This is a genomic window from Streptomyces sp. NBC_01669, from assembly GCF_026339735.1.
GTDB lineage: Bacteria > Actinomycetota > Actinomycetes > Streptomycetales > Streptomycetaceae > Streptomyces > Streptomyces yanii.
In genome coordinates this window covers 59,045-79,916 of record NZ_JAPEQG010000002.1, presented here as the reverse complement: position 1 = coordinate 79,916, position 20,872 = coordinate 59,045, and the positions used below count along the sequence as shown (strand labels likewise).

General features: G+C 67.4%; 12 protein-coding genes and 5 pseudogenes. 5 read left to right on the top strand and 12 right to left on the bottom strand.

Translation table 11 applies throughout. From position 1 onward, the window contains the following. The first annotated feature begins 26 nt into the window (after positions 1-26). Positions 27-1,784 (top strand): BTAD domain-containing putative transcriptional regulator, encoded by a 1,758-nt coding sequence (locus tag OG972_RS41240; RefSeq protein ID WP_266991297.1) that lies wholly within the window; start codon positions 27-29, stop codon positions 1,782-1,784. A gap of 149 nt (positions 1,785-1,933) precedes the next feature. On the opposite strand, the pseudogene OG972_RS41235 reads toward OG972_RS41240, so the two are convergent. The 3 pseudogenes from OG972_RS41235 to OG972_RS41225 all read right to left on the bottom strand — a co-directional run. Beyond that, positions 1,934-2,458: pseudogene (locus OG972_RS41235) on the bottom strand (transposase family protein); the annotation flags it as partial. Positions 2,459-2,461: 3 nt separating this feature from the next. Next, positions 2,462-3,933, bottom strand: a pseudogene (locus OG972_RS41230) (IS3 family transposase). A 73-nt stretch (positions 3,934-4,006) separates the two neighbouring features. Further along, a pseudogene (locus OG972_RS41225) lies at positions 4,007-4,279 on the bottom strand (transposase family protein); the annotation flags it as partial. A 213-nt stretch (positions 4,280-4,492) separates the two neighbouring features. On the opposite strand from OG972_RS41225, the pseudogene OG972_RS41220 reads away from it, so the two are divergent. Then, a pseudogene (locus OG972_RS41220) lies at positions 4,493-4,852 on the top strand (IS110 family transposase); the annotation flags it as partial. Between the two features lie 96 nt (positions 4,853-4,948). Here the strand turns inward: OG972_RS41220 and OG972_RS41215 are convergent. The 9 genes and pseudogenes from OG972_RS41215 to OG972_RS41175 all read right to left on the bottom strand — a co-directional run. Beyond that, positions 4,949-7,294 (bottom strand): FUSC family protein, encoded by a 2,346-nt coding sequence (locus OG972_RS41215; RefSeq protein WP_266992936.1) that lies wholly within the window; start codon positions 7,292-7,294, stop codon positions 4,949-4,951. 96 nt (positions 7,295-7,390) lie between these two features. Then, positions 7,391-8,167 (bottom strand): TraR/DksA C4-type zinc finger protein, encoded by a 777-nt coding sequence (locus tag OG972_RS41210; RefSeq protein ID WP_266991295.1) that lies wholly within the window; start codon positions 8,165-8,167, stop codon positions 7,391-7,393. Between the two features lie 161 nt (positions 8,168-8,328). Beyond that, positions 8,329-9,738 carry a dihydrolipoyl dehydrogenase gene (gene lpdA, locus OG972_RS41205; protein WP_266991293.1) on the bottom strand — a complete coding sequence of 470 codons (1,410 nt, stop codon included), beginning with the start codon at positions 9,736-9,738 and terminating at the stop codon, positions 8,329-8,331. A 494-nt stretch (positions 9,739-10,232) separates the two neighbouring features. Then, positions 10,233-11,036, bottom strand: coding sequence for a TetR/AcrR family transcriptional regulator (locus tag OG972_RS41200; protein ID WP_266991291.1), 804 nt, complete (start codon positions 11,034-11,036; stop codon positions 10,233-10,235). Positions 11,037-11,664: 628 nt separating this feature from the next. Beyond that, positions 11,665-13,308 (bottom strand): IS4 family transposase, encoded by a 1,644-nt coding sequence (locus OG972_RS41195; protein WP_266991289.1) that lies wholly within the window; start codon positions 13,306-13,308, stop codon positions 11,665-11,667. A gap of 155 nt (positions 13,309-13,463) precedes the next feature. After that, positions 13,464-14,354, bottom strand: a complete 891-nt coding sequence (locus OG972_RS41190; protein WP_266992934.1) for an IS3 family transposase — start codon at positions 14,352-14,354, stop codon at positions 13,464-13,466. Positions 14,355-14,411: 57 nt separating this feature from the next. Next, complete coding sequence (locus tag OG972_RS41185) at positions 14,412-15,572, bottom strand: IS30 family transposase (RefSeq protein ID WP_266991287.1); 1,161 nt, start codon at positions 15,570-15,572, stop codon at positions 14,412-14,414. A gap of 55 nt (positions 15,573-15,627) precedes the next feature. Next, positions 15,628-15,906, bottom strand: a complete 279-nt coding sequence (locus OG972_RS41180; RefSeq protein ID WP_266991285.1) for a transposase — start codon at positions 15,904-15,906, stop codon at positions 15,628-15,630. A 69-nt stretch (positions 15,907-15,975) separates the two neighbouring features. Then, positions 15,976-16,269, bottom strand: a pseudogene (locus OG972_RS41175) (integrase); the annotation flags it as partial. An 806-nt stretch (positions 16,270-17,075) separates the two neighbouring features. Between OG972_RS41175 and OG972_RS41170 the strand changes: the two are divergent. From OG972_RS41170 to OG972_RS41160, 3 genes are all read left to right on the top strand, one after another. Further along, positions 17,076-19,835 (top strand): beta-N-acetylglucosaminidase domain-containing protein, encoded by a 2,760-nt coding sequence (locus OG972_RS41170; RefSeq protein WP_266991283.1) that lies wholly within the window; start codon positions 17,076-17,078, stop codon positions 19,833-19,835. Positions 19,836-19,945: 110 nt separating this feature from the next. Continuing rightward, the gene (locus OG972_RS41165; RefSeq protein WP_266991282.1) at positions 19,946-20,158 is read left to right on the top strand and encodes a hypothetical protein; all 213 of its coding nucleotides are present in this window, start codon (positions 19,946-19,948) and stop codon (positions 20,156-20,158) included. A gap of 248 nt (positions 20,159-20,406) precedes the next feature. Beyond that, positions 20,407-20,850 (top strand): hypothetical protein, encoded by a 444-nt coding sequence (locus tag OG972_RS41160; RefSeq protein ID WP_266991280.1) that lies wholly within the window; start codon positions 20,407-20,409, stop codon positions 20,848-20,850. The last annotated feature ends 22 nt before the right edge of the window (positions 20,851-20,872 follow it).

Sequence of the window (20,872 nt, the reverse complement as noted above, 5' to 3'; positions counted from 1 at the left end):
GAGCCGGTCAGCCGAGACAGTGTGCCGTGCTCGCTTCGCTGTTGCTCAGGGCAGGCAAGCCTGTAAGCCTCTCGAAACTGGTGGAGGACGTGTGGGGCGACGACGCCCCACCGTCGGCCGTAGGCTCCGTGCGCACGTACGTCTACAGGCTCAGGCAGGCACTGGGGGAGCAGAGTGACAGCTCCGTGAGCCTGGTCGACGGGGGCTACCTGCTGCGCATCCAACTGGACGCTCTGGACCTGAACAGGTTCAAGGAGACGACGGCAAGGGCGAGGGAGGCCCGCGGCACCGGTGACCTGGCGTCCGCGGCGAGCCTGCTGACCGAGGGCCTCGAGATGTGGAAAGGAGTGGCCCTCGCCGGGGTCCCAGGGCCGTTCGCGGGCCAGCAGCGCAGCGTCCTCGGCGAGCTGCGCCTCGCCTGTGCGGAGGAGCAGCTCGCCTGCGAAGTGGAGAGAGGGCGCTACACCGAAGCCGCCGCAGAACTGTCTGCCCTGCTTGTCGAGCACCCGCTTCGAGAGCGCATATGTAGCCTCCTCATGACTGCGCTCTACGGTGCTGGGCGGCAGTCCGAGGCCCTGACGATCTACCACACGACCAGTCACTTGCTGCGTCAACGCCTTGGCGTCAGCCCGTCGCCGGAACTGCAGCAAGTCCACGAGCGCATCCTCTCCGGACGATTCCAGCTCCCGCAAAGCGCCGACCGCCCGAAGGGCGCGCTACAGACGCTCCCGCCTCACGCCCCGGCTCAGCTCCCAGCCGCCCTGCCGAGCCTTGTCGGCCGCGAGAGAGAGCAGGAGCAGGTCGAGCGCTTGGTCGCCGATGCAGAGGCGTCGTCCTCTGTGGCCATCTGCACGGTCGGCGGACTGGCCGGCGTCGGCAAGACAGCTTTCGCCACCACCGTCGCCCACCGTCTGGCTGACCGCTTCCCGGACGGCCAGCTCTTTGCAGACCTGCAGGGAGCCGGACCGGAGGCCGAGCCGCGGGACCCCGCGCACGTGCTCGAGGACTTCCTGCAGTCCATGGGGGTCCGCCTCGAGGACATGCCCGAGACCGCGCAGGCACGGGGGCTCATTTTCCGCGGCTTGCTGGCCAACCGCCGAGTGCTCGTCGTGCTCGACAACGCATGGAACACGGACCAGCTAAAGCATCTCCTCCCTGGAGGCCCCGGCTCCATGGCCCTTGTCACCAGCCGCATGCAACTGCACGCGCTCGTCGCTGCCTACCAGGCACTTCCCCTGACACTCATGCCCCTGAGCCAGGCGGACGCACGCAGCCTCCTCGCGCGCCGACTCGGCGCAGCGCGGACAGCAGCTGAACCAGAGGCCGTCGACCGCATCATCCGGCTGGCCGGGCAGCTCCCCTTGGCCCTGGCCAACGTCGCCGCCCGCGCGGCCTATCGACCGCAGCTGCGCCTGGCGAGCCTGGCCGACGAGTACGAGGCGCCGGAGCACAGCACTCTGGACGCCTTCGCGAGCGACGAGGACCAGGCGCTCGACGTCCGCGAGTCCATCACCCGCTCGTACCGCCTGCTCGACATGGAAACAGCCGCGCTCTTCCGTGACCTGAGCGCCTGCCCAGACCCCATGTTCGCGGCATCGCAGGTCGCGGAGCTGGCCGGACGGCCCGAGTGCCGGGTCCGCAAGGTCTTGTCGCGCCTCACCCGAGCGCACCTCGTCTCGGAGATCGGCCCGGGTCGGTACAGCTGGAACCGGCTTGTGGCCGCGTACGCAGTGGAGCAGGCGGGGCAGGGGTTCCTCGACCAGGGCAAGCTGGCCCGTTGGTAGGGCGAGCAGGGGCCAGCATCCATTTCGTTGTCACAGGCACCCTGCGGAGACGATGTGACGGCCGGTAGCCGAGACCGAGCAGTTTCCGAAGGGGGCACGCCCTACCGGGCGGCGCCGTCATACGAGACAAAACTGAGCCTTCTCCAACCTCAGATTGAGGTGTGGTGAGGGACGAGGACGGCCTTGACGATGTCGGTGATGCGGTTGGTGCTGCAGCGGAGCTTTCGCAGGAGGCGCCAGCCCTTGAGGGTGGCCATGGCTTGCTCGCCGGGGCAGCGGATCTTGGCGTGGCTGCTGTTGTGGCGGCGCTTCCATCGCTTCAGGCGGCGGCCTCGGAACGGTACCCGGACGGGCCCGCCAGCTCCCTGATACGCCTTGTCCGCCCAGCGTTTGAGCCCCGAATCGGTGAGGGCTTCGATGATTCCGTGCTGTCGGGCGGCGGTGAGGTCGTGGGTCGAGCCGGGCGGGGCGGGTGAGGCCCAGAGCAGGCGTCCGAACGGGCCGGTGAGGACTTGCGCGTTCATGCCGTGGCGTTTGTGTTTCCCCGAGTAGTACGGGGTGTGGGCTGCGATGCGGTCGATCGGGAGCAGGGTGCCGTCAAGGATGACGAACGCCTTCGTGCGGATCGTTTTCATCGCCTCGGAACCTGTCAAAGCGATCAAGGCAGGTAGATCGTTCTAACGCTGTGCTGGGATCAGTGGGCCGTCTGGTGCCGGCTGGTTGATCCAGGCCGCTGCGGGGACCTTCGGGGGCTCTGGTGGCTTGCGGACGAAGCGTTCAGGGTGCTTCGCGTAGACCGCCTGGAGGACGTCGGCACGCATCTCGCGGAGCTGCTCGGCGAGACCGAAGTGCACGTCGTAGGGCGTGTGCAGGCCGATCCCGGAGTGCCGATGCTCCTCGTTGTACCAGGTGAAGAACTGGGTGCACCACGCCCGGGCGTCCTCGAGAGATCCGAAACGCTCGGGAAAGTCGTGCCGGTATTTCAGGGTCTTGTACTGGCTCTCGCTGTACGGGTTGTCGTTCGACGTCTTCGGCCGCGAATGCGACTTGGTGACGCCGAGACCGGCCATCATCTGGGCGACGTTCTGCGCGACCATCGGGGACCCGCGGTCCGAGTGGATCGTCAACTGCCCGGGTTCGATGCCGTACTTGGCGATCGTCTCGGACAGGAACCGCTCGGCGAGGTCCTTGTTCTCGTGGGCGGCGATCATCCAGCCGACCGTGTAGCGGCTGAAGATGTCGATGATCGTGTAGAGGCAGTAGTAGACGCCCTTGACCGGCCCCTTCAGCTTCGTGATGTCCCAGCTCCAGACCCGGTTCGGGCCCTCGGCGACCAGCTCGGGAACGGTCCGGGGTGGGTGGACGGCCTGACGGCGGCGTTCACGGACCTCGCCATGTCGTCGCAGGAGCCGGTACATCGTCGACTCCGAGCACAGGTAGACACCCCGGTCCAGGAGGACCGCGTAGATCTCGGCGGGCGCCATGTCAGCGAACTCCGGGGAATGGAGCACATCGAGGACCCGTATCTCCTCCTCGGGTGCGAGAGCGCGGGGGTGTCGGCGCCGTTCCCGCCGCGGCTTGGCCGGGGCGGGGCTTCGGCGGTGTTGGCGGTAGTAGGTGGCACGGCTCACGCCGAGCGCGGCGCATGCCTGGACGCGTCCGACCAGCCCGGTGAGCTCTTCAAGGGCCTGGTTGCGGGCGGTGTTGAACGCCACGGCCGCGAACTGGGCCCCGGTCACTGGTTCTTCTCGCCGTTCCTGTTCGGGGCGCTGTCCGTGGCGAACTGGTCGAGCAGCGCGGAGAGTTTTCCCTGGACCTCGATGACGGTGCGGGCCTTCGCGAGGTCGGCTTCCAGGCGGGCCTTCTCCGCCTTCAGCTTCGCGATCTCCTTGTCCCTCGGGTCCGCCTTCGGCCGTCCGGCCGACGCGGCGAGCCCGTCCAGGGCGCCCTTGTCCCGCTGCTGCCGCCACGTCGTGATCAACGACGAGTACAGACCCTCCCGCCGCAGCAGAGCGCCCTTGCCCTTCTTGTCCAACGTCTCGTACTCCGCGAGGATCCTCGCCTTGTACTCCGCGGTATACCGGCGCGGACCGGTCGAACGGGCTTCTACCTGCGGATCAGGGGTCCCGTGGTCATTCGTGCTGGCCACCCGGGCACTACTCCTTCTCCGCCCTCGACTCAATGAATCATCCAGTATGCCTGACTCGATCTACTTTGACAGAGAGGGCCTCGGCGAGTGTCGGGGCGAGGGTGGACAGGACATCGACGGCTTCGCGTATGTAGCGAAACACGGTCGCGATTCCGATGCCGAACCCCGCGGCGAGCTGGGCATAGGTGTCACCGCACCGCAGGTGGGCCAGGGCCAGGAGGGCCTGCCGGTCGACCGGCAGTCGCCGCCACCGCGTCCCGAGCTTCTTCCGCCTGGCGGTCAGTTGCCCGGTCAGGAGCCGCAGGGTGCGGCTGGACAGATCCATCGACGACGGATAGACAAGCACGCGAAGATCCGTAAGTTGTTGGATGGCCCGGGAGGGCCGGGTGTGGCTTACGCGAAGCTGTCTTCAGTGGCTCGCCAGGGGTGGCCGCCCGGCCCTTCGGGGCACCCTGGCTGCTGATTGAGATCCGCGATCTTGTCGCTGTTTACGGAGCTGATGGCGGGGTGTTCCTCGGGCCGACGAGCGAGCCTCACGGCACGAGGAGCAAGCGTGGACATCAGCAGGCAGGGCCGGTTATGGGCCGGCATCGACGCAGGCAAGGGCCACCACTGGGGAGCAGTGGTGGACGAGACCGGAGCGACGCTGTGGTCCAAGAAGATCGACAATGACGAGTCGGCGATCCTGACCGCAATCGGCGAGATCCTCGACCTCGCGGACGAGGTCCACTGGGCGGTGGACATCTCCGGCACTACCCCGACACTTCTGCTGGCACTGCTCGCGGCCCACGGGCAGCAAGCCGTCTACGTGCCCGGCCGCACCGTCAACCGCATGTCCGGGGCCTATCGGGGCGAGGCCAAGACCGACGCCCGCGACGCCTACATCATCGCCGAAACCGCCCGCCAGCGCGGCGACTTCACCACCATCGGCGTGCTGCCCCGACCGCTTGTTTGGTGGGCGGCTCTGAGTCATCCGGCGACGTCGACCGGATGATGTCTTCGCGAGGATCGTGGCTCAGCGTCGGGGAGTATGAGGCGGTTGTGTCCGACGGAAGAGGCTCGTACGCGCATTGTGGTCGCGTTGGAGCCTTGCCACGGCTTGGGCTGGCTTCAGTACGTCCGACTCGAGCCTGCGGGCGGCTTCGATGTGGTCGGCGGTCCATACGACGCGGATGGCGGTGGAGGACCATCGGCCTTCGCCGTCGTTGAGGTCTCGCTCCACGGCATGGATGAGCCGCGCTCCGGCTGCTGGATCCTGGTCGGCATAGTTGGGCGCTTCCCCAAATCCGGATAGGGCGTTCGCTGTCTTCTCGTACCAGGTGGCAAGTGCGGTGCCGGCCTGGTCGATCTCTGTGCGCGCCGCGGTCCTGTCGCCGGCGGGTGTTCCCCGGTCACGACTCCACAGGTCGAGCACCGCGTCTGCGGTCAGGCGCAGCACGGCGACGGCTGTGATCAGCGCGGTGGCATCGGACAGGGGCACATGTTTCGTGCCGCGTTCGGCGAGGAATCCGCGGAAGGCGTCATCCAGTCGGCGAGCAGCCGCGGCCGCACGGGAGCGCTCGTCTTCTGGCACAGGGCTCGTGGGGATGAGCGTGTCGCAGCGTGTCACGCCGTATCCGATCGCGCTGCGCAGATAGCGGATGCTTTCGGCGAAGGCCTCCGCTGTGGCCAGGCCGAGGGCTGACCCGGCGCCCCGGGGCCAGAACAGGAGTCCTATCAGCACGCTCACTGCGCAGCCGATGGCGACGTCCTCGATGCGCACCAGGCCGACCGTCCATCCAGTGGGCTCAAGGATGTTGAACAGGATGAGGATTGAGATCGTGAAGCCTGCTTGCCCGGCGGCGAACGAGATCGTCGCCGGTGCGAGGCCTGTGAACAGTACGGCGGCGGGGAGCAGGGCCCACAGGAGCGCGGTGTTCGTGCCGACGAGGTAGACCAGCGTGCCGCCAATGACGATGCCGGCGGTGGTGCCTGCGATCGCGCGCAGGGAGCTCTGCCCTGTTAGGAGGACGCTGGAACGCAGGACGGCCATAGTGCCGAAGGCGACCCAGAAGCTGTGTTGCACTCCGGCCAGATCGGCTACGAGCACCGCCAGCCCGAGGGAGATCGCTCCTCGCACGCTGTTGTGGAGCCACACGGAGTGGCGCTCGGCGTGCGACTTGGCCCGCTCCTGGGCTGAGGCCAGGGTGGAGCGCACACGTTCGGGGTGCTGGCCGGTGAGCCGCTGCCACAGGGTGCGTTGACGGGCCTGGACGACAAGCCCGATGTTGGCCGCGATGGCGGAGACTGCGAAACTCATCTCCTGGGCGCGGAAGCTTGGTTCGAGCGAGCTGACGAACTGGCTCGCGGCGGTCTCGCGTTCGGTGTGGTTGCGGGCCGGGTCTGTGGCGGTGCTGTCGGTATCCGTCAGTCGCGCCGACACGGCCGCGTACTCCATCGCGGAGCGCGCCTGTGCGAGGCGTTTCGCGGCCGCGTCCAGCTCGTCGAGTGCCCGGTGGTCGGTCGCTGCCAGGAGTTCGGCACTGGTCTCGAGCAGGTCGGCGGCGGCTTCTTTGAGCTCGCAAACCTCTGCGTCGGCGGCTCCTGTCTTCTCTGTGAGCGGTACTCGGTCGAGGATTGTCTCCAGCCAGAGGACTTCGTCGACGAGGCGGATGAGGATGCGGGTGGACGTTGTCAGTCCTGTTGGCCGGTAGGGCGTTGCGTAGAACGAGGTCCGTAGTGTTTTGACCGCTGTCTGGGCCGAGGGGACGATCGTCTCGAGTGCCGCCTTGTCCGCGGGTTCGAAGCCGCCGAGCATGCAGTCGGCCTCGATCCTGAGGCGCGCCACCATGGCGTTGCAGGCTTGTGCGGTGGCGTTCCTCAACGGCTCTCTCGTCGGTGTGGGCCACAGGAACCGAATGGCCGCGAGGGACGTGGCGCCGGCCATGGCCCAGCCAGCGAGCCTGTCTGGTATTGCCTGGACGGGGCCGGGCAGGGTTGCGGCCAGGATGAAACTGATGAGCAGGGTTGTGGTGGCGGTGGCGAGCGTGGAGCTGACCGCGCCGGAGAACAGCACGAGGAAGCTGACGACGGCTGTTGCCAGTGTGGCGAGCCATGTCTCTTGCGATGTGAGTGTACCGAGGGAGATCAGTGCCGCGCCGGCCGCGATCAAAGCGGTCTGTGCGATGAGCCGCTCCCGCATGGGGCCGCCGAACTCGACGAACAGCAGCATGGCGATCGAGCCGAAGGCTGCGAAGAGAGGCATGGTGGCGTGGTCGGTGATCGCTGTGGTGATCGCGAAAAGCCCCGGCGCGACGACGGCAGCTCTGGCGGACCTGCGGAGCGCGGTGAAGCCTGCGTCTCGTTGCTGCAGGAACTGCATGATTTTCACGACGGACGCCTCCCAGGGCGAGAACGGAGTGCCGGCGCTGAGGGGTTCTGGCCGGTGGGGTGGATCGGAGGGGCGGGCAGATCGCGGCTAAGAGTGTGGGCTGGGCTCGTGCGCCTGCTTGCATCGCACGCACAGCCGTGTGTGCGGCAGCGCGGTCATTCGTTCGGGATCGATGTCTGCTCCGCAGCTGCCGCAGACACCGAATGTGCCCTCGCGGAGGATCGCGAGCGTTACGAGCTTCTGCTCTCTCAGGCGTTGCGCGTTTTCGGCCTCGGCGAGCGCTCTTCGGACCGCTTCGTCGGCGGCACTGGCGTCAGCCGCGTCCAGGGCGCAGTCCGCGCGGAGGTCCAGGGCTTGCCTCTCCTTTGCCGCGATCTCTTCGGCAAGGGTCTCCACCTCACGGGTGAGTCTCGCGACGAGCTCGTCATGCTGCCCTCGTACGGGTCCGTCATGGAGGGTGGAGGGAGGGTCTTCTTCGGCGCTCGTCATGTACTGCCTCCTCTGCCGCTTGCGACCGGGCTGGCTGTTGATCAGCTGGGCAGAAGGCCTGCTGGTCTCAAGGCCGGCGGCCCAGGCCTGCCGGTAGGCCGTGTAGTCGCCGTGGCGGCACTCCGAGCAGGGCCGGTGCCCGGCGGCCAGCGCCACCGCCTCGCCGTGGAAGAACAGCCACGTCAGCCGACCGGGCACCCACTGGGGCTCATACCGGTCGTTGAACTCGAGGGCGCAGATGACCCAGCCCTTACCGCGGTACGGGCGCACGACATCCGTCCCCGTGTGCAGGGGTCCACGGTTGCCCGTCCAGGCTCCGTGCAGGCTGGCGGCCACGATGTCTCCGCCGGGCGTGACCCGGTTTCGGTACGGCATGGTGCATTCTTCTCTCTCCTGTTCCGATTGCGCCCCCGGCCCGTGCGACGCCTCTGTTCGGCGGAGCCGCACCATACGGGACAGCTGAGGGTGTCGGAGGGCTTCCAGGGGTCAGCCCCCGCTCAGATGCCGGTGGCAGGCTTCACCGCTGCGCATCGCGCCTACTGGGCGATGCTGTCGTGCTGTGCGGTCTGCAGGTGCAACGGCTTTCCGGTCAGCGCGAGACTTGCCTCGCCGAGCGCTTCGCCCTGGGTCGGGTAGGCGTGGATGAAGCCGGCGACGTCCTGGGGGAGCGCCTCCCAGTTGTAGATGAGCTGCGCTTCCCCGATCTGCTCGCTCATCCGGTCGCCGGTCATGTGGATGCCGACGACCGCTCCGTCCTTCCTCCGGACGACCTTGGCGTGGCCCTCTGTCCGCAGCGTCCGGCTGCGGGCGTTGTTCGCGAGGTCGTAGACGACGGAGTCGATGTTCCCGGTGCCGTAGGCCTGCTTGGCCTTGGCCTCTGTCAGACCGACCGACGCGATCTCGGGGCGGGAGAACGTGACCCGCGGGACCCCGTCGTAGTCGATGGCCACGGGCGTCTTCCCCGCCAAGCGGTCGGCGACGAGGATTCCTTCGGCGAAGCCGACGTGCGCGAGCTGCAGGGTTGGGACCAAGTCTCCGATGGCGGAGACAGTGGGCACGTTGGTACGCATGTACTCGTCGACCAGCACGTGCCCTCGCTGCATGGCGATACCAGCCTCCTCGTAGCCCAAGCCCTGGGAAACAGGGCCTCGTCCGACGGCCACCAGCAGCAGGTCCGCTTCGAGCGCGGTGCCGTCCGCCAGGCGGACGCGGATGCCGTCGCGTGTGTACTCGCTGCCAGCGAAGGACACTCCGAGGTGGAGGCCAATCCCCCGGCTCAGGAACTCTGCCTCCAGTCGACTGGAGATGTCCTCGTCCTCGGCGGGCACGAGACGGGGCAGGGCCTCGACGACCGCGACCTTGGCCCCGAAGGACGCCCACGCGGAAGCGAACTCGACCCCGATCACGCCGCCACCGAGCACGATCACTGACTTGGGGACGCGGTCGAGGGTGAGGGCGTGGTCCGACGAGATCACCCGATGGCCGTCGATCTCCAGTCCGGGCAGGGATCTCGGCACAGATCCTGTGGCGAGCACGATATGATGGCCCGTGAGCCGACGGTTCCCGACGTCGACGGAGGTTGCCGACGACAGCCGGCCTTCTCCTTCCACGTAGGTGATGCCGCGTGCGGCGACGAGGCCGGTGAGCCCGTTGCAGAGGCCTGAGACGACCTTGTTTTTGTACGCGTGCAGGGCGTCCATATCGATGCCTTGGAAGGATGCGCGCACTCCCACGTCGCCGGCCTGGCGTGCTTGGTCGGCCAGTTCTGCCGCATGCAGGATGGCCTTGGTGGGGATGCAGCCGTTGTGCAGGCAGGTTCCCCCGAGCTTGTAGCGCTCGACCAGGGCGACGGTGAGTCCGAGCTGCGCCCCGCGTAGCGCGGCGGCGTACCCGGCGCTGCCGGCTCCGAAGACGACGATGTCGTAGGGATCTTCGCTGTGGCTCATGGCGTTGCTCCTTCGCGGTGTGCCGAGCAGCTGCCCGTGCCGAACCGGGCGTCTGGTGGCGGCCACACGTCTCGGTGGGCGCTCCTGGTTGCGGGAGGGCGGGTCTTGTCAGCCGGCAGGGACCATCATAAAGGACTAAACAGTCTAGCTGGATGTCATGCACGACAGTGAGCGCGTACCGTGCGAACGTTCCACTGGAGTGAAGGCGCACCCCGCGAGAGCGGCCAGGAGAGCAGCTTCAATTGCTCCAATCAACTGGCTGGAGTTGGGTGGCCGGGGAGCGGCATCGCTTCGGCTCATCCCGTCGGCGGGTCTCGCGCGCCGCGAGGACGCTGCCCGGAGAAGATGGTCGGTCTTGCGGGTTCAGGACCTATCAGTCCTTTATTTAGCACTTCCGGTGCGAGGCGCCGTCGGCCCGGGCACGCTGCTTGCTGAGGCGCCTCGGAGACAGGCAGCGACTGCCGCTCTGCTGCCCGCCTCCGCGAGGGCATACGTCAGCTCACGGTGTACGTCTTCACGTGAGCGAGGGCCATGTCCATGGCGATACGCATCGGTTCGACATCACGCGTCATCTGCGCGAGCAGGTAGCTGCCCTGAAGGGCAGACATTACGGCCACGGCGAGCTTTGCCGCGTCGGCCTCCTTCTTGAGCTTGCCGTTCTCCTGCATGCGGCGCAGGCCAGCGGCGATCAGTTTCTCCCACTCGCCGAACTTCTCGGCGAGCAGGTTTCGCGCGGCAGAGTCTTGAGCAGCGCGGGCTCCGACCAGCGAACCGAGGGCGCACCCGTAGGCACCGTCCTGGAGGGAATTGAGTCGAATGATCGACTCGCTCCAGCGTTCCAGGGCCCGAAAGGAGCTCATCCGCTCCAGGTGCTGCCGGTCGCGCTCGAGAATTTGCTGGGCACGCAGCTCAATTACACTGTGCACAAGCTCGTCCTTGTCTGCGAAGTGGCGGTACAGCTGGGACTTGCTGGTCCCGCTCACCGCTCGCACGTCGTCCAAGGTGACCGAGTTGACGCCCTTAACGTAAAAGAGGTCTGCAGCGGCTTGGACGATGCGATCGCGTGTCACAGCTCCGCGAGGCGTCAGGCGCCTCTTCGACGGAGCAACATCATCTTCGGCCATGAGGCCGACTTTACTATGCGGGGCTGCCATCGTGGCTTCCGGAGAGAGGGCCTGCATCCCTCTGGTTCCGGCGTCTACTGCAAGCGACGATCCTTCGCTCTCGGCTCGCGCTGACGCCTCGCGGAGCATCAGCCCCACGGTGCCCTCGCCTAATTGTCCGCTCGTGATCGTCATTCTCTGCCTCCTTCTGGGGGGATTCGGGATCGAGGGAGAAGGGCCTTGGTCAATCCCACTCCGCCGCGTCGTGTGGGTCATCTGACTGCTGGCCGTCGGGCTTCGGCCGTGAGCCGGAGACGCGTCAGGCCTTACTGTCTTGCTACGCCACCTGGGCTCGAGCTCGGCTCTCGCCGCTCGTCTAGTCGATGACAGATGGACTGTGTAGTCCCATTGTAGTGCAGACCATGCTAACTGGGCTGGCCAAGGATTAAATTTACGGGACCAAGCCGTCCGTCACATGATGACTGCTGCACTTGAGGGTGCGTGTAGACACTGTCAGCCGACGATCGGGCGCCGGGATCTTTCGCTGCATGAGATGAGTGCTTTGCAGTCCCCGACAGCGACGATGCCGCACCTAGGTGCTCGTCGAGCGGGCAGGCGCACCGGAGGACTCGGCGACGGACACGCTGCGCTTCCATCCCTGATCTTCGCAGGGAATCCCGGCCTTCAGGCCGGGCGGGAATGCGATCCCTGGCCCGGAGGACCGGAGGCCCGGAGGCCCGGAGGTGCGGAGCGCCGGAGTGCCCTGCGCGTTGTCAGTGGCGCCAGCTATGTTGACCGGTGAAGTTCCCCCAAGGCCGGGTAGTTAGCGTTTTCGCAGGTCACGCAAGGGGCTGGTCGTCTGCGTGATTGCCGTGTAGCGGCCCGTGCGGACTCTCTTGATCATTCCTCTCTCGGTCCAGCGAGCGAGTTGTCGATAGGTGGCGACGAGGGTGACATCGCCGAGGAGCTCGGCGATCTCCCTTGCGCGCCACAGCCGTTCGGGTTCTGTCTGCAGGATGGCCAGGACACGTGCCATGCGGCTGCCGGTCTTGCCGTTGCCGGTGTTCTCCCGGACGGTCGTCGCGGGCAGTGCGGGCTCTGGCGATGGGGGCGGCAGGAGAGTGATCGTCATCAAGGTCACGACCTTGCTGCTGTCGGGGCGGCCGTCCAGTTTCCTTTCCGCGTAACGGGAGATGGGTGACTTCACCTTGCGGGTGCTGACGCGGGTTCGCCGTGCGGGCGACAGTGCCGACAGGACTCGGCGGCCGATCTCTCCGATGCCCTGCTCGAAGACTCCTTCCGCGCATACCAGCAGGTCGCGGGCGGTTTGGAGGGCGATAGTGAAGCCGCAGCGGTCGGGATCGGTGCCCGGCCTGGACTCCGCGGCCTCGACCATGGTGCGGCGCAGGAGTTGGTAGAGAGTGAGCAGGGCCCACATCTCCTGCTCGACGCCGACCGGGTCGTGCGAGCGCAGGACACGTCCGTGCAGGATGGTGTGGCGCAGGGCGTAGTAGGCGCTCTCGTGCTCCCAGCGCTCGTGATAGAGGTGCACGAGGCGGTCGGCGGGGTGACGGCGGGCGTCCAGGAGCGTGGTTGCCAGACGGTAGGAGCCCTCGAAGTTGCTGCCGTCCGTGCAGGTGACGCTCACCCGGGCTTCGATGATGCGCACCGGGACGCCGCCGATGACCGAGAGGTAGGAGGAGTCAGCGAGCGGCTGGAGGACCGGTGGGCGGCGGCGCTGGCGAATGCGGCCCAGGACCCGTGCGCCGGTGGTGTGCACGGCGGCGAGGAAGTCGTTGCCGTCGAAGCCCCGGTCCCACAGCACCAACATCTCGGGGCCCAGATGGTGCAACAGCCTGGTGGCGTACGAGGTCTCGCCCTCTCGGGTGGGGCCGAAGACCGCTGCGATCACGGCCCGGGTGCCGGTCTCGACCAGCGTCATGAGCTCGACTTGGGGATAGCCACCGTGCGGACACCGCCCCAGCCAGTTCCGGTTGCGCTCGCTGTCAGGCACCTTGATCGAGCTGCAGCCGTCGAACGACACCGTCCGATACGGGCCGAACCGTACCCCCGGCGTGGTCGGCTGGGCCAACGGCCCGGCCAGCACCTCGAACAACGCCCGCACCGGCGTGCTGCCGAGTCTGCGGCGCAGATCACGTAGCGCTTTCGTGCTCGGGCAGACGATCGGCATCCCCGACAGGCCGGCGGTCAGCTTTTCCCAGACCAGCCGGTAACCGATCTCGGGGAACAGGCACATCGCCAGGAGGAAGTAGATGCCGACCCGCGAGGGCAGATCACGCAACCGCCGCTGTACGGTCCTGGTCTCGGACAAGACCGCGTCGACCAGCTCGAACGGCATGATCGGCGTCAGTTCTCCCAGATGTCCGGGAGCGAACCGGCCCGCGGCCACAGTCACCGTACGGGTGATGGCCGTCAGCGCCGACGGCGAGACACAATGAACAGGCAACGGAGCTCCTTGCGGGACAAGCTGTCTTGGACGACTGCCTGTACCAACGAGCTCCGTTGCCCCACGTCGAGAACCCGTCAACACCCCTTGCGTGACCTGCGAAAACGCTAACTACCCGGCCTTGGAAGTTCCCCCTGATCTTGGACAGCGGGTGCTTACGCTGCGGGGGTGAAGTCTTGCTGCAGCCTGGCTCGGGTTTCGAGTGGGGTGAGGTACCCGAACTCGGGGTGCTTGCGGAGCCTGGTGCGGTTGTACTCGACCTCGATGAAGTGGAAGACGTCGGCGCGGGCCGCCTCGCGGCTGTCCCAGACGGCGGTGCCGATCTCCGCTTTCAGCAGGCCGAAGAAGCTCTCGGCTGCGGCGTTATCGTAGCATATGCCGGTTCTTCCCATGCTCTGCCGCAGGTTCAACTCCCGTAGTTCTTGGCGGAATTCGCCACTCGTGTACTCGCTTCCGCGGTCGGTGTGCATGATGCAGCCGGGCTGCAGGCCTCCACGGCCGGCGGCCATCCGCAACGCGTCGGTGACCAGCTCGGCACGGTGGTGACCGGCCATCGCGTACCCGATGACTTCGCGGGTCGCCAGGTCGATGACCGTGGCCAGATACCACCAGCCCTCGATCGTCGGCAGATACGTGATGTCCCCGACGAGCTTCGTGCCGGGCCGGGTGGCGGTGAAGTCGCGGCCGACCAGGTCCGGAGCCGGTGCGGCCTTGGTGTCCTGCTGCGTCAGGTGGCGGTGCCTGCGGCGGGTGACGCCGCGGATGTCGCGCTCGCGCATGATCCGCTCGACTTTCTTTCGGTTGACCGCATGGCCCTTACGCCGCAGCGCGGCGTGCACGCGCGGGGCACCGTAGGCACCCCGCGAGGAGGCGTGGATCTCACGGATCTCCTCGGTCAACTCGTCCTCGACGCACTGTCGTTCGGCCGCTGCCAGCCGGGCCACCAGCCACGCGTAGTAGCTGGAGCGGTTGATCCCCATGACGCGGCACAGCAGGGCCACGCTGTAGCCACCGGGGTTGGTCTCGGCGGCCTTCTCCGCGTCGATGAAACGGCACAGCGTGCCTACTTCATCGTCTCCTTTGCGAAGAAGGCCGCGGCAGAGTCAACCGGTTGATGCAACAGCTGCCGCGAGCCTATCAGCGGGAGTTTCGAACCCGAGGGTCTGCCGGGGGCGGGTGTTCAGCTTGAGCGCGACGGCATCCAGGTCGGCCTGGGTATATCCGGACAGGTCGGTTCCCTTGGGAAAGTACTGGCGGAGGAGTCCGTTGGTGTTCTCATTCGATCCCCGCTGCCAGGGGCTTTTCGGATCGGCGAAGTAGACCTTGACGTCGGTGGCCATCGTGAACCGCTTGTGGTCGGCCAGCTCAGTACCCCGGTCCCAGGTCAGTGAAGTCATCAACCCGTCCGGCAGGTAACGGACTTGATGACTCAGCGCGGAGATCACACTGGTGGTGTCCTTGCCTGCGACCCGGACGAGCATGACGTAGCGGGAGTGCCGTTCGACCAGTGTGGCAATGTGGCTGTTCTTCGCACCGGTGATCAGGTCGCCTTCCCAGTGGCCGGGAACAGCCCGGTCCTCGGCCTCGGCCGGACGCTCGCGGATGGAGACCGCGTCGCGGATGCAGCCGCGCTGCTGACCTGCGGTGGAGGCGTTCTTCGAGCGGCGCATCGTGCGTCGGCGGCGCAGATGGGAGACAAGCTCCTTCTTGAGTACGCCTCGGGCCTGGATGAACAGGCTCTTGTAGATCGTCTCGTGAGACACGTACATACCGTCCTCGGGCGCGAAGGTGCGGGCGAGCCAGCCTGCGATCTGACGCGGCGACCAGTCCTCCTTCAGCTTGCCCGCGACCGTGTCCCGCAAGGCCGGACTCTGTTGCAGCAGACAGGACTTCGGGCGCCGGGCATTGCCCCAGGCGCCCTCGTCCGCGCGAGCGGCCCGGTACTTCTCACGCCCGCCGTGACGCCCCACCTCACGGCTGACCGTGGACGGCGCCCGCCCCAGCTGGCCCGCGATCGCCCGGAAGGAGTCAGCGGCGGCCAGGCCCCGGGAGATCTCCTCCCGCTCCGCCAGCGACAGCACCCCGGCCGATCGGGTCCTGGCCGCCGGGACAAAACCGCCGTTCGCCGCGACCACCCCGTGGATTGACCCGGGCACCTTGCCCAGCGCACGCCCGATCTCGCTCAGCGACTGCCCGTCCCGCCATCGCCGCCACACTTCACGCTTCTGCTCGTCCGACAACCCCGGACGCCCGATCCTCGCCACCCAGCAACACCTCCAGTAACCGTTCTACCTGGGATGTTGCACCGACCCATTGACCTCACCGCTGCTTTTTCAAGATCTCGATCGTCTGCTGCTGTTCCCGGTTCTCCCTGCGCAACCGCTGGAGCTCGTCCTTCTCCGCCGTGGTCAGCGCGCCGGGTGCCCCCTCGCCGCGGTCAGTCTTCGCCTGCTTCACCCAGCCGCGAAGCCCCTCCGGACTCACACCGAGTTCCCGGGCGACCTCGGTGACATTCCGGCCCGACGACCGGACCAGTGCCACCGCGTCCCGCTTGAACTCCGGCGTGTACCGCTTGCTCATGTTGCTCTTGCCACTCAACCTGGACTGCTTTCTCCGGGACCGATCCGTCCCAGTATCAGGCTGTCCACTTCAGCGGGGGAACTTCAGGTGCGCCCTCACCCCGGTGATGTGCAGTCTCCGGGTGCCGTGCTCGATGAACGCCATCGCGTACAGACGCTTGCCCCAGGCCGTGTCGATAGGGCAGAAGTCCGCGGCAAGGACCCCCTGAGCCTACGCCGTGAGGAAGCCGCGTCAGGTGGGGCCGGAGCGGCGCGGGGCCGGGTCGATGCCTGCTGCGTGCAGGATTTCCCAGACCGTGGAGGCCGCGATGGGGTGCCCGGGTCGGGCCGGTTCGCCCTGGATGCGGCGGTGGCCCCAGCGGGGATTTTCAGCCCCAACACGACCAGCCGCCAGATCATCTCACCCCGATCAGCCAACGTGACAGTGCCCTACCACGGCACTTTGGCTGAGTGACGCAGGCGAACGACGTCGATTGTTTCGCCGTCGTTTTCACCGGGGCGACGGAGCACTGTGCCACTCCGCGATGCCAATGGTCCGGTCGAGGTGGGCATCCGGCATAGCCGGGCACGACGAACGACTCGTGAACGACTGCGTCCGCGCGCCGTACGGGATTTGATGGACCGGCTCGTCGGCGCCCCGGAGGCGCTGGAGTTCGTGAGCCGGCTGAACTTCGTCCGGCCTTCGACCGGTTTCGTCGCCGCCTTCCGTCCCGGCGCCTGACCAGGCTCCGTGCGGAGGCGGACGGCCCGCCGACTGTCATGGCCCGCCTCCCGGGCGGCACCAGCTCCCGCGTTCCGCCGTGCCGGGCCTTTCTGCGTGGGCTGGGCCGCGCCGGGCCCACGACTGTTGCAGGCAGCCGGAAACGAGCATCCTTACCCCGGTGTGAATCCAAAAATTGAGCACATCGATCCGGTATTGACGGTGGAATTCGGCGCCCACTACGTTGTTGTCTAGACCACTGTCGTCCCGTGAGTGGCACTCCGGCCCGCCGGTTGCACTGCTCGCGCGATCCGCACTGGATGCCTGCGCAGGACGCACCGTGATCCGAAGTTCTCGGCAGCAACGGCGAGTCGTCAAGTCTGATGGTCGCCCCGACCGTCTGGTGGCTGCCGACATCTGCCCGGCGTCGCAGGCCGGGACAGCATGCGCAGCAACAAGCCGGACAGCAGAGCAAGGAGAGATGTCTCATGGAGCAGTCGAACGGTTTGCCACGCGTCAGACGGGTGGTGCTGGCGGCCGGCGCCGCGCTCGCCATAACGGCGGGCGTCGCGTTGCCCGGAATCCAGTGGACGGCACACGCAGCGGAGAGCGCACCGCAGCAAGCAGCGGTGAGGACACCGCAGATCTTCCCCAAGCCCCGATCCGTCACCCCGCAGGGCGGGCATGTCACCGTCACTCCTGTGGTGACGCTGATCGCCGGAGCCTCTGCCGATCCGTCGGCGATCAGGGTGACCGAAGAGCTCCTGCGCGCCGCGGGCGCCCACGACATCGTCCGCGCCGACCACCCCGTTGAGGGCGAGAACCTCACGGTGTACGTCGGTGGCCCGGACGAGACTCCCGGGTCCGCGCACGCGCTGTCCGAACTCGGGCTCCCGGGCGTCGGCGGTCTGCCCGCCGAAGGCTATGAGCTGGGCGCCGGGCAGCAGACGATCGTGCTGGCCGGGGCCGATCACGCGGGAACGTTCTACGCCGCCCAGACACTCCGTCAGATCGTGCTGCCCGAAGGCAAGGACCCCCAGCGCACTTTTGCCGGGCTGGCCGTGCGGGACTGGCCGTCCACCCCGTTGCGCGGCACCATCGAAGGCTTCTACGGAACGCCGTGGTCGGATCCGGCGCGACTGGACATCCTCGACTTCTCCGCGGCGCACAAGATGAACATCTATGTGTACTCGCCCAAGGACGACCCCTACCTGCGCGCGAAGTGGCGTGATCAGTATCCGGCCGACAAACTCGCGGTGATCAAGAGCCTGTCCGACCGGGCCACCGTCGACCACATGGCGTTCACCTACGCGCTCTCGCCCGGCCTGGACGTCTGTTACAGCTCCGACGCGGACGAGAAAGCACTCGTGGCCAAGTTCCAGTCACTGTGGGACATCGGTGTGCGCTCCTTCTCCATCCCGCTGGACGACATCGGCTACAACCCCGTCTGCGCCAGCGACAAGACGAAGTTCGGCACCAACGCCGCCGCGGCCGGGGCCGCGCAGTCCTACCTGCTCAACCGGGTGCAGAAGGACTTCATCGACACCCACGCCGGTGCCAAGCCGCTGCAGACGGTGCCGATTGAGTACGCCGACACCGGGAACAGCACGTACAAGACCGCCCTCAGAGAACAGCTGGACCCCCGTGTTCTGATGGGGTGGACCGGTGAAGGTGTGATCGCGGGCAGCATCACGACCGCCCAGGCGCAGCAAGCCGAGAAGGTCTTCGGGCACAAGATCCTGCTCTGGGACAACTACCCGGTCAACGACTACCTCAGCGATCGCCTGCTTCTCGCCCCGTACACCGGGCGTGAAGCGGGCGTGGCCGGGCAGCTCGCGGGTCTCACCGCGAATCCGATGAACCAGTCGTATGCGTCAAGGATCGCCCTGTTCACGGTGGCGGACTACCTCTGGAACGCCGAGGCCTACGAACCGCAGAGCTCCTGGGCCGCGTCCCTCTCGGAGCTCGCCGGCGGAGACCCGGCGACCACCGCCGCCCTGCGGGCATTCGCCGATCTCAACACCACCTCTCCGCTCCAGAAGGCGCAGGCCCCGGAGCTGGCCGCGGCGATCAAGGAGTTCTGGGCGGCCTGGCCGACCGACCCGGTCCAGGCAGTGCACGCGTTGCGTCCCCGGCTGACGGCCGTCGCCGAGGGCCCCGCCGTGCTGCGTGCGGATCTGGCGCAGAGTCAGCAGGGCTTCCTCACCGATGCCGCGCCGTGGCTGGACTCCGCGGCCGACTGGGGAACGGCCATGGTTACGGCCCTGGACATGCTGAAGAGCCAGCAGGCGGGAGACGCGGCCGGCGCGTGGGCCGACCGGCAGGCGCTGCCCGGTCTGGTCAAGGCGGCCTCCACACACCCCCGCCCCGGCACCACGCAAAACGTCCGGGTCGGCGACCGGGTAGTGGACGCATTCGTGAAGCAGGCCACGAAAGAGTACGACGCCGCACTCGGCATCAAGAAGAGCATGTTGTCGGTGACCTATGCGGACAGCCAGGAGACCGTCGGCGAGAACGCCCCGGCCACCAACGCCGTCGACGGCGACCCGGACACCTTCTGGCACACCAAGTGGTCCGGCACCTCCGACCCGATGCCGCACGAGATCCAGCTCAACCTCGGCGCCGACAAGTCTGTGTCCTGCCTGACCTACCTGCCACGCCAGGACAATGGCAACGGCCGCATCGCCAAGTACGAGGTGTACACCAGCAAGGATGGCACCAACTGGGGCAACCCGGTCGCCACCGGAACCTGGACCAACACGGCCGAGGAAAAGAAGGCCTGCTTCACCCCGGTCAGCGCGCACTACGTCCGGCTGCGCGCGCTCAGCGAAGTGAACGGCAACCCGTGGACCACGGCTGCCGAGATTAACGTCGTCGGTGGGGCCAACAGCGGGGTTTCCGGTTCCCCGGCTGCCGCGCAGGGCTCATCGCTGGAAGCCGTGGCGGACGGGGACCTGGACACCGCCTACCGCGCCGACGGTCCGCCGGCCAACGGCGACGCACTCGTCGTGAAGCTGCCGGAGGCGAAGTCGCTGGACTCGGTGCTGGTCCTCCAGCCCGGCGACAGCCGCTCCAAGGCCCTGGTACAGGTCAAGGACGGCGATGCGTGGCGGACCATCGGGGCGCTGTCAGGGCCGTACACGCGCCTGCCCGCGCACGGCATCAAGGCCGACACGGTGCGCTTGCTGTGGAAGACCGGGAGCCCGGCCCCGGTGATCTCCGAGGTCGTGGCGCGCACCACTGACTGATCCACCGATCGGCCGGTTCCGGCGGTGATGCGGGCGGACCGGCCGTCACCTGGCCCAACACCACACCGGGCACGCCCGACAACATCATCGCCAAGGGCCAGTCCTTCGCGTTGACCGGAACCGGCAGCAAGCTCGGCTTCCTGGGCTTCTCAGCAGCCGGCTCGACCTCCGGCACCGGAACGATCACCTACACCGACGGCACCACCCAGTCCTACTTCCTGGGCTTCGCCGACTTCTGGTGGAACAGCCCGGCCGTCGGCACCGACATCCTTACCACCCGTCCCTACCTCAACTCGGCCAGTGGCCGTACGAACCATAAGTGAGTGTCTATGCGGCGACCGTGCCCCTGCGAGCGGGCAAGGCCGTTGCGAGCGTCGTCTTGCCCCGTACATCCGACGGCAGGACCACTCTGCACATCTTCGCCACCACGATGGGTTGACCCACAGGACCCCGGTCGGCGCCGCCACCGCGGCGCCGACCGGGCCACTTCCTGGACCTCCTACGCCCAGCACATCAAGCGGGATGTCCCCTCCCAGGACCCGACCACCCTGCCCTGCCCCGCCCGTGCACGGTGTCCCCCACACCGACCGTGGAGTATCCGAACTGGGACCTGCCGGAGGGACTCAGCGAGCTGCTCGACGAGCGGTTCGAGGCCCTGCAGGAGGAACGCGGATTCGACTACTTCGAGGTGGCCACCACGCAGCAGAGCAAGGTCGGCGGCTACCCGGGGTGGACCCAGCCCCCGGACTGGCCCGACTGCGCGAGCTGCGGCACGCGCATGGAACACCTGCTCAGTGTCACCGCGACCGAACCGGGCATGGGTCGCTGGCTCCCCCTGGACGACCGGAACCCCAGCCAGGACCAGGCCGCGACCCCGTCCTGGCGGGCCGAGGCGGACCCCGCCGCCCTCGACGCGTTCGGACACGACATGGGCCTGGGCGACATCGGCGGCATGTATTTCTTCGTCTGCCGCGTCTGCCCAGACACCCCGTACACCCACCGCTACGACTGCTGAACCCGGCACGAACGGCTCACGC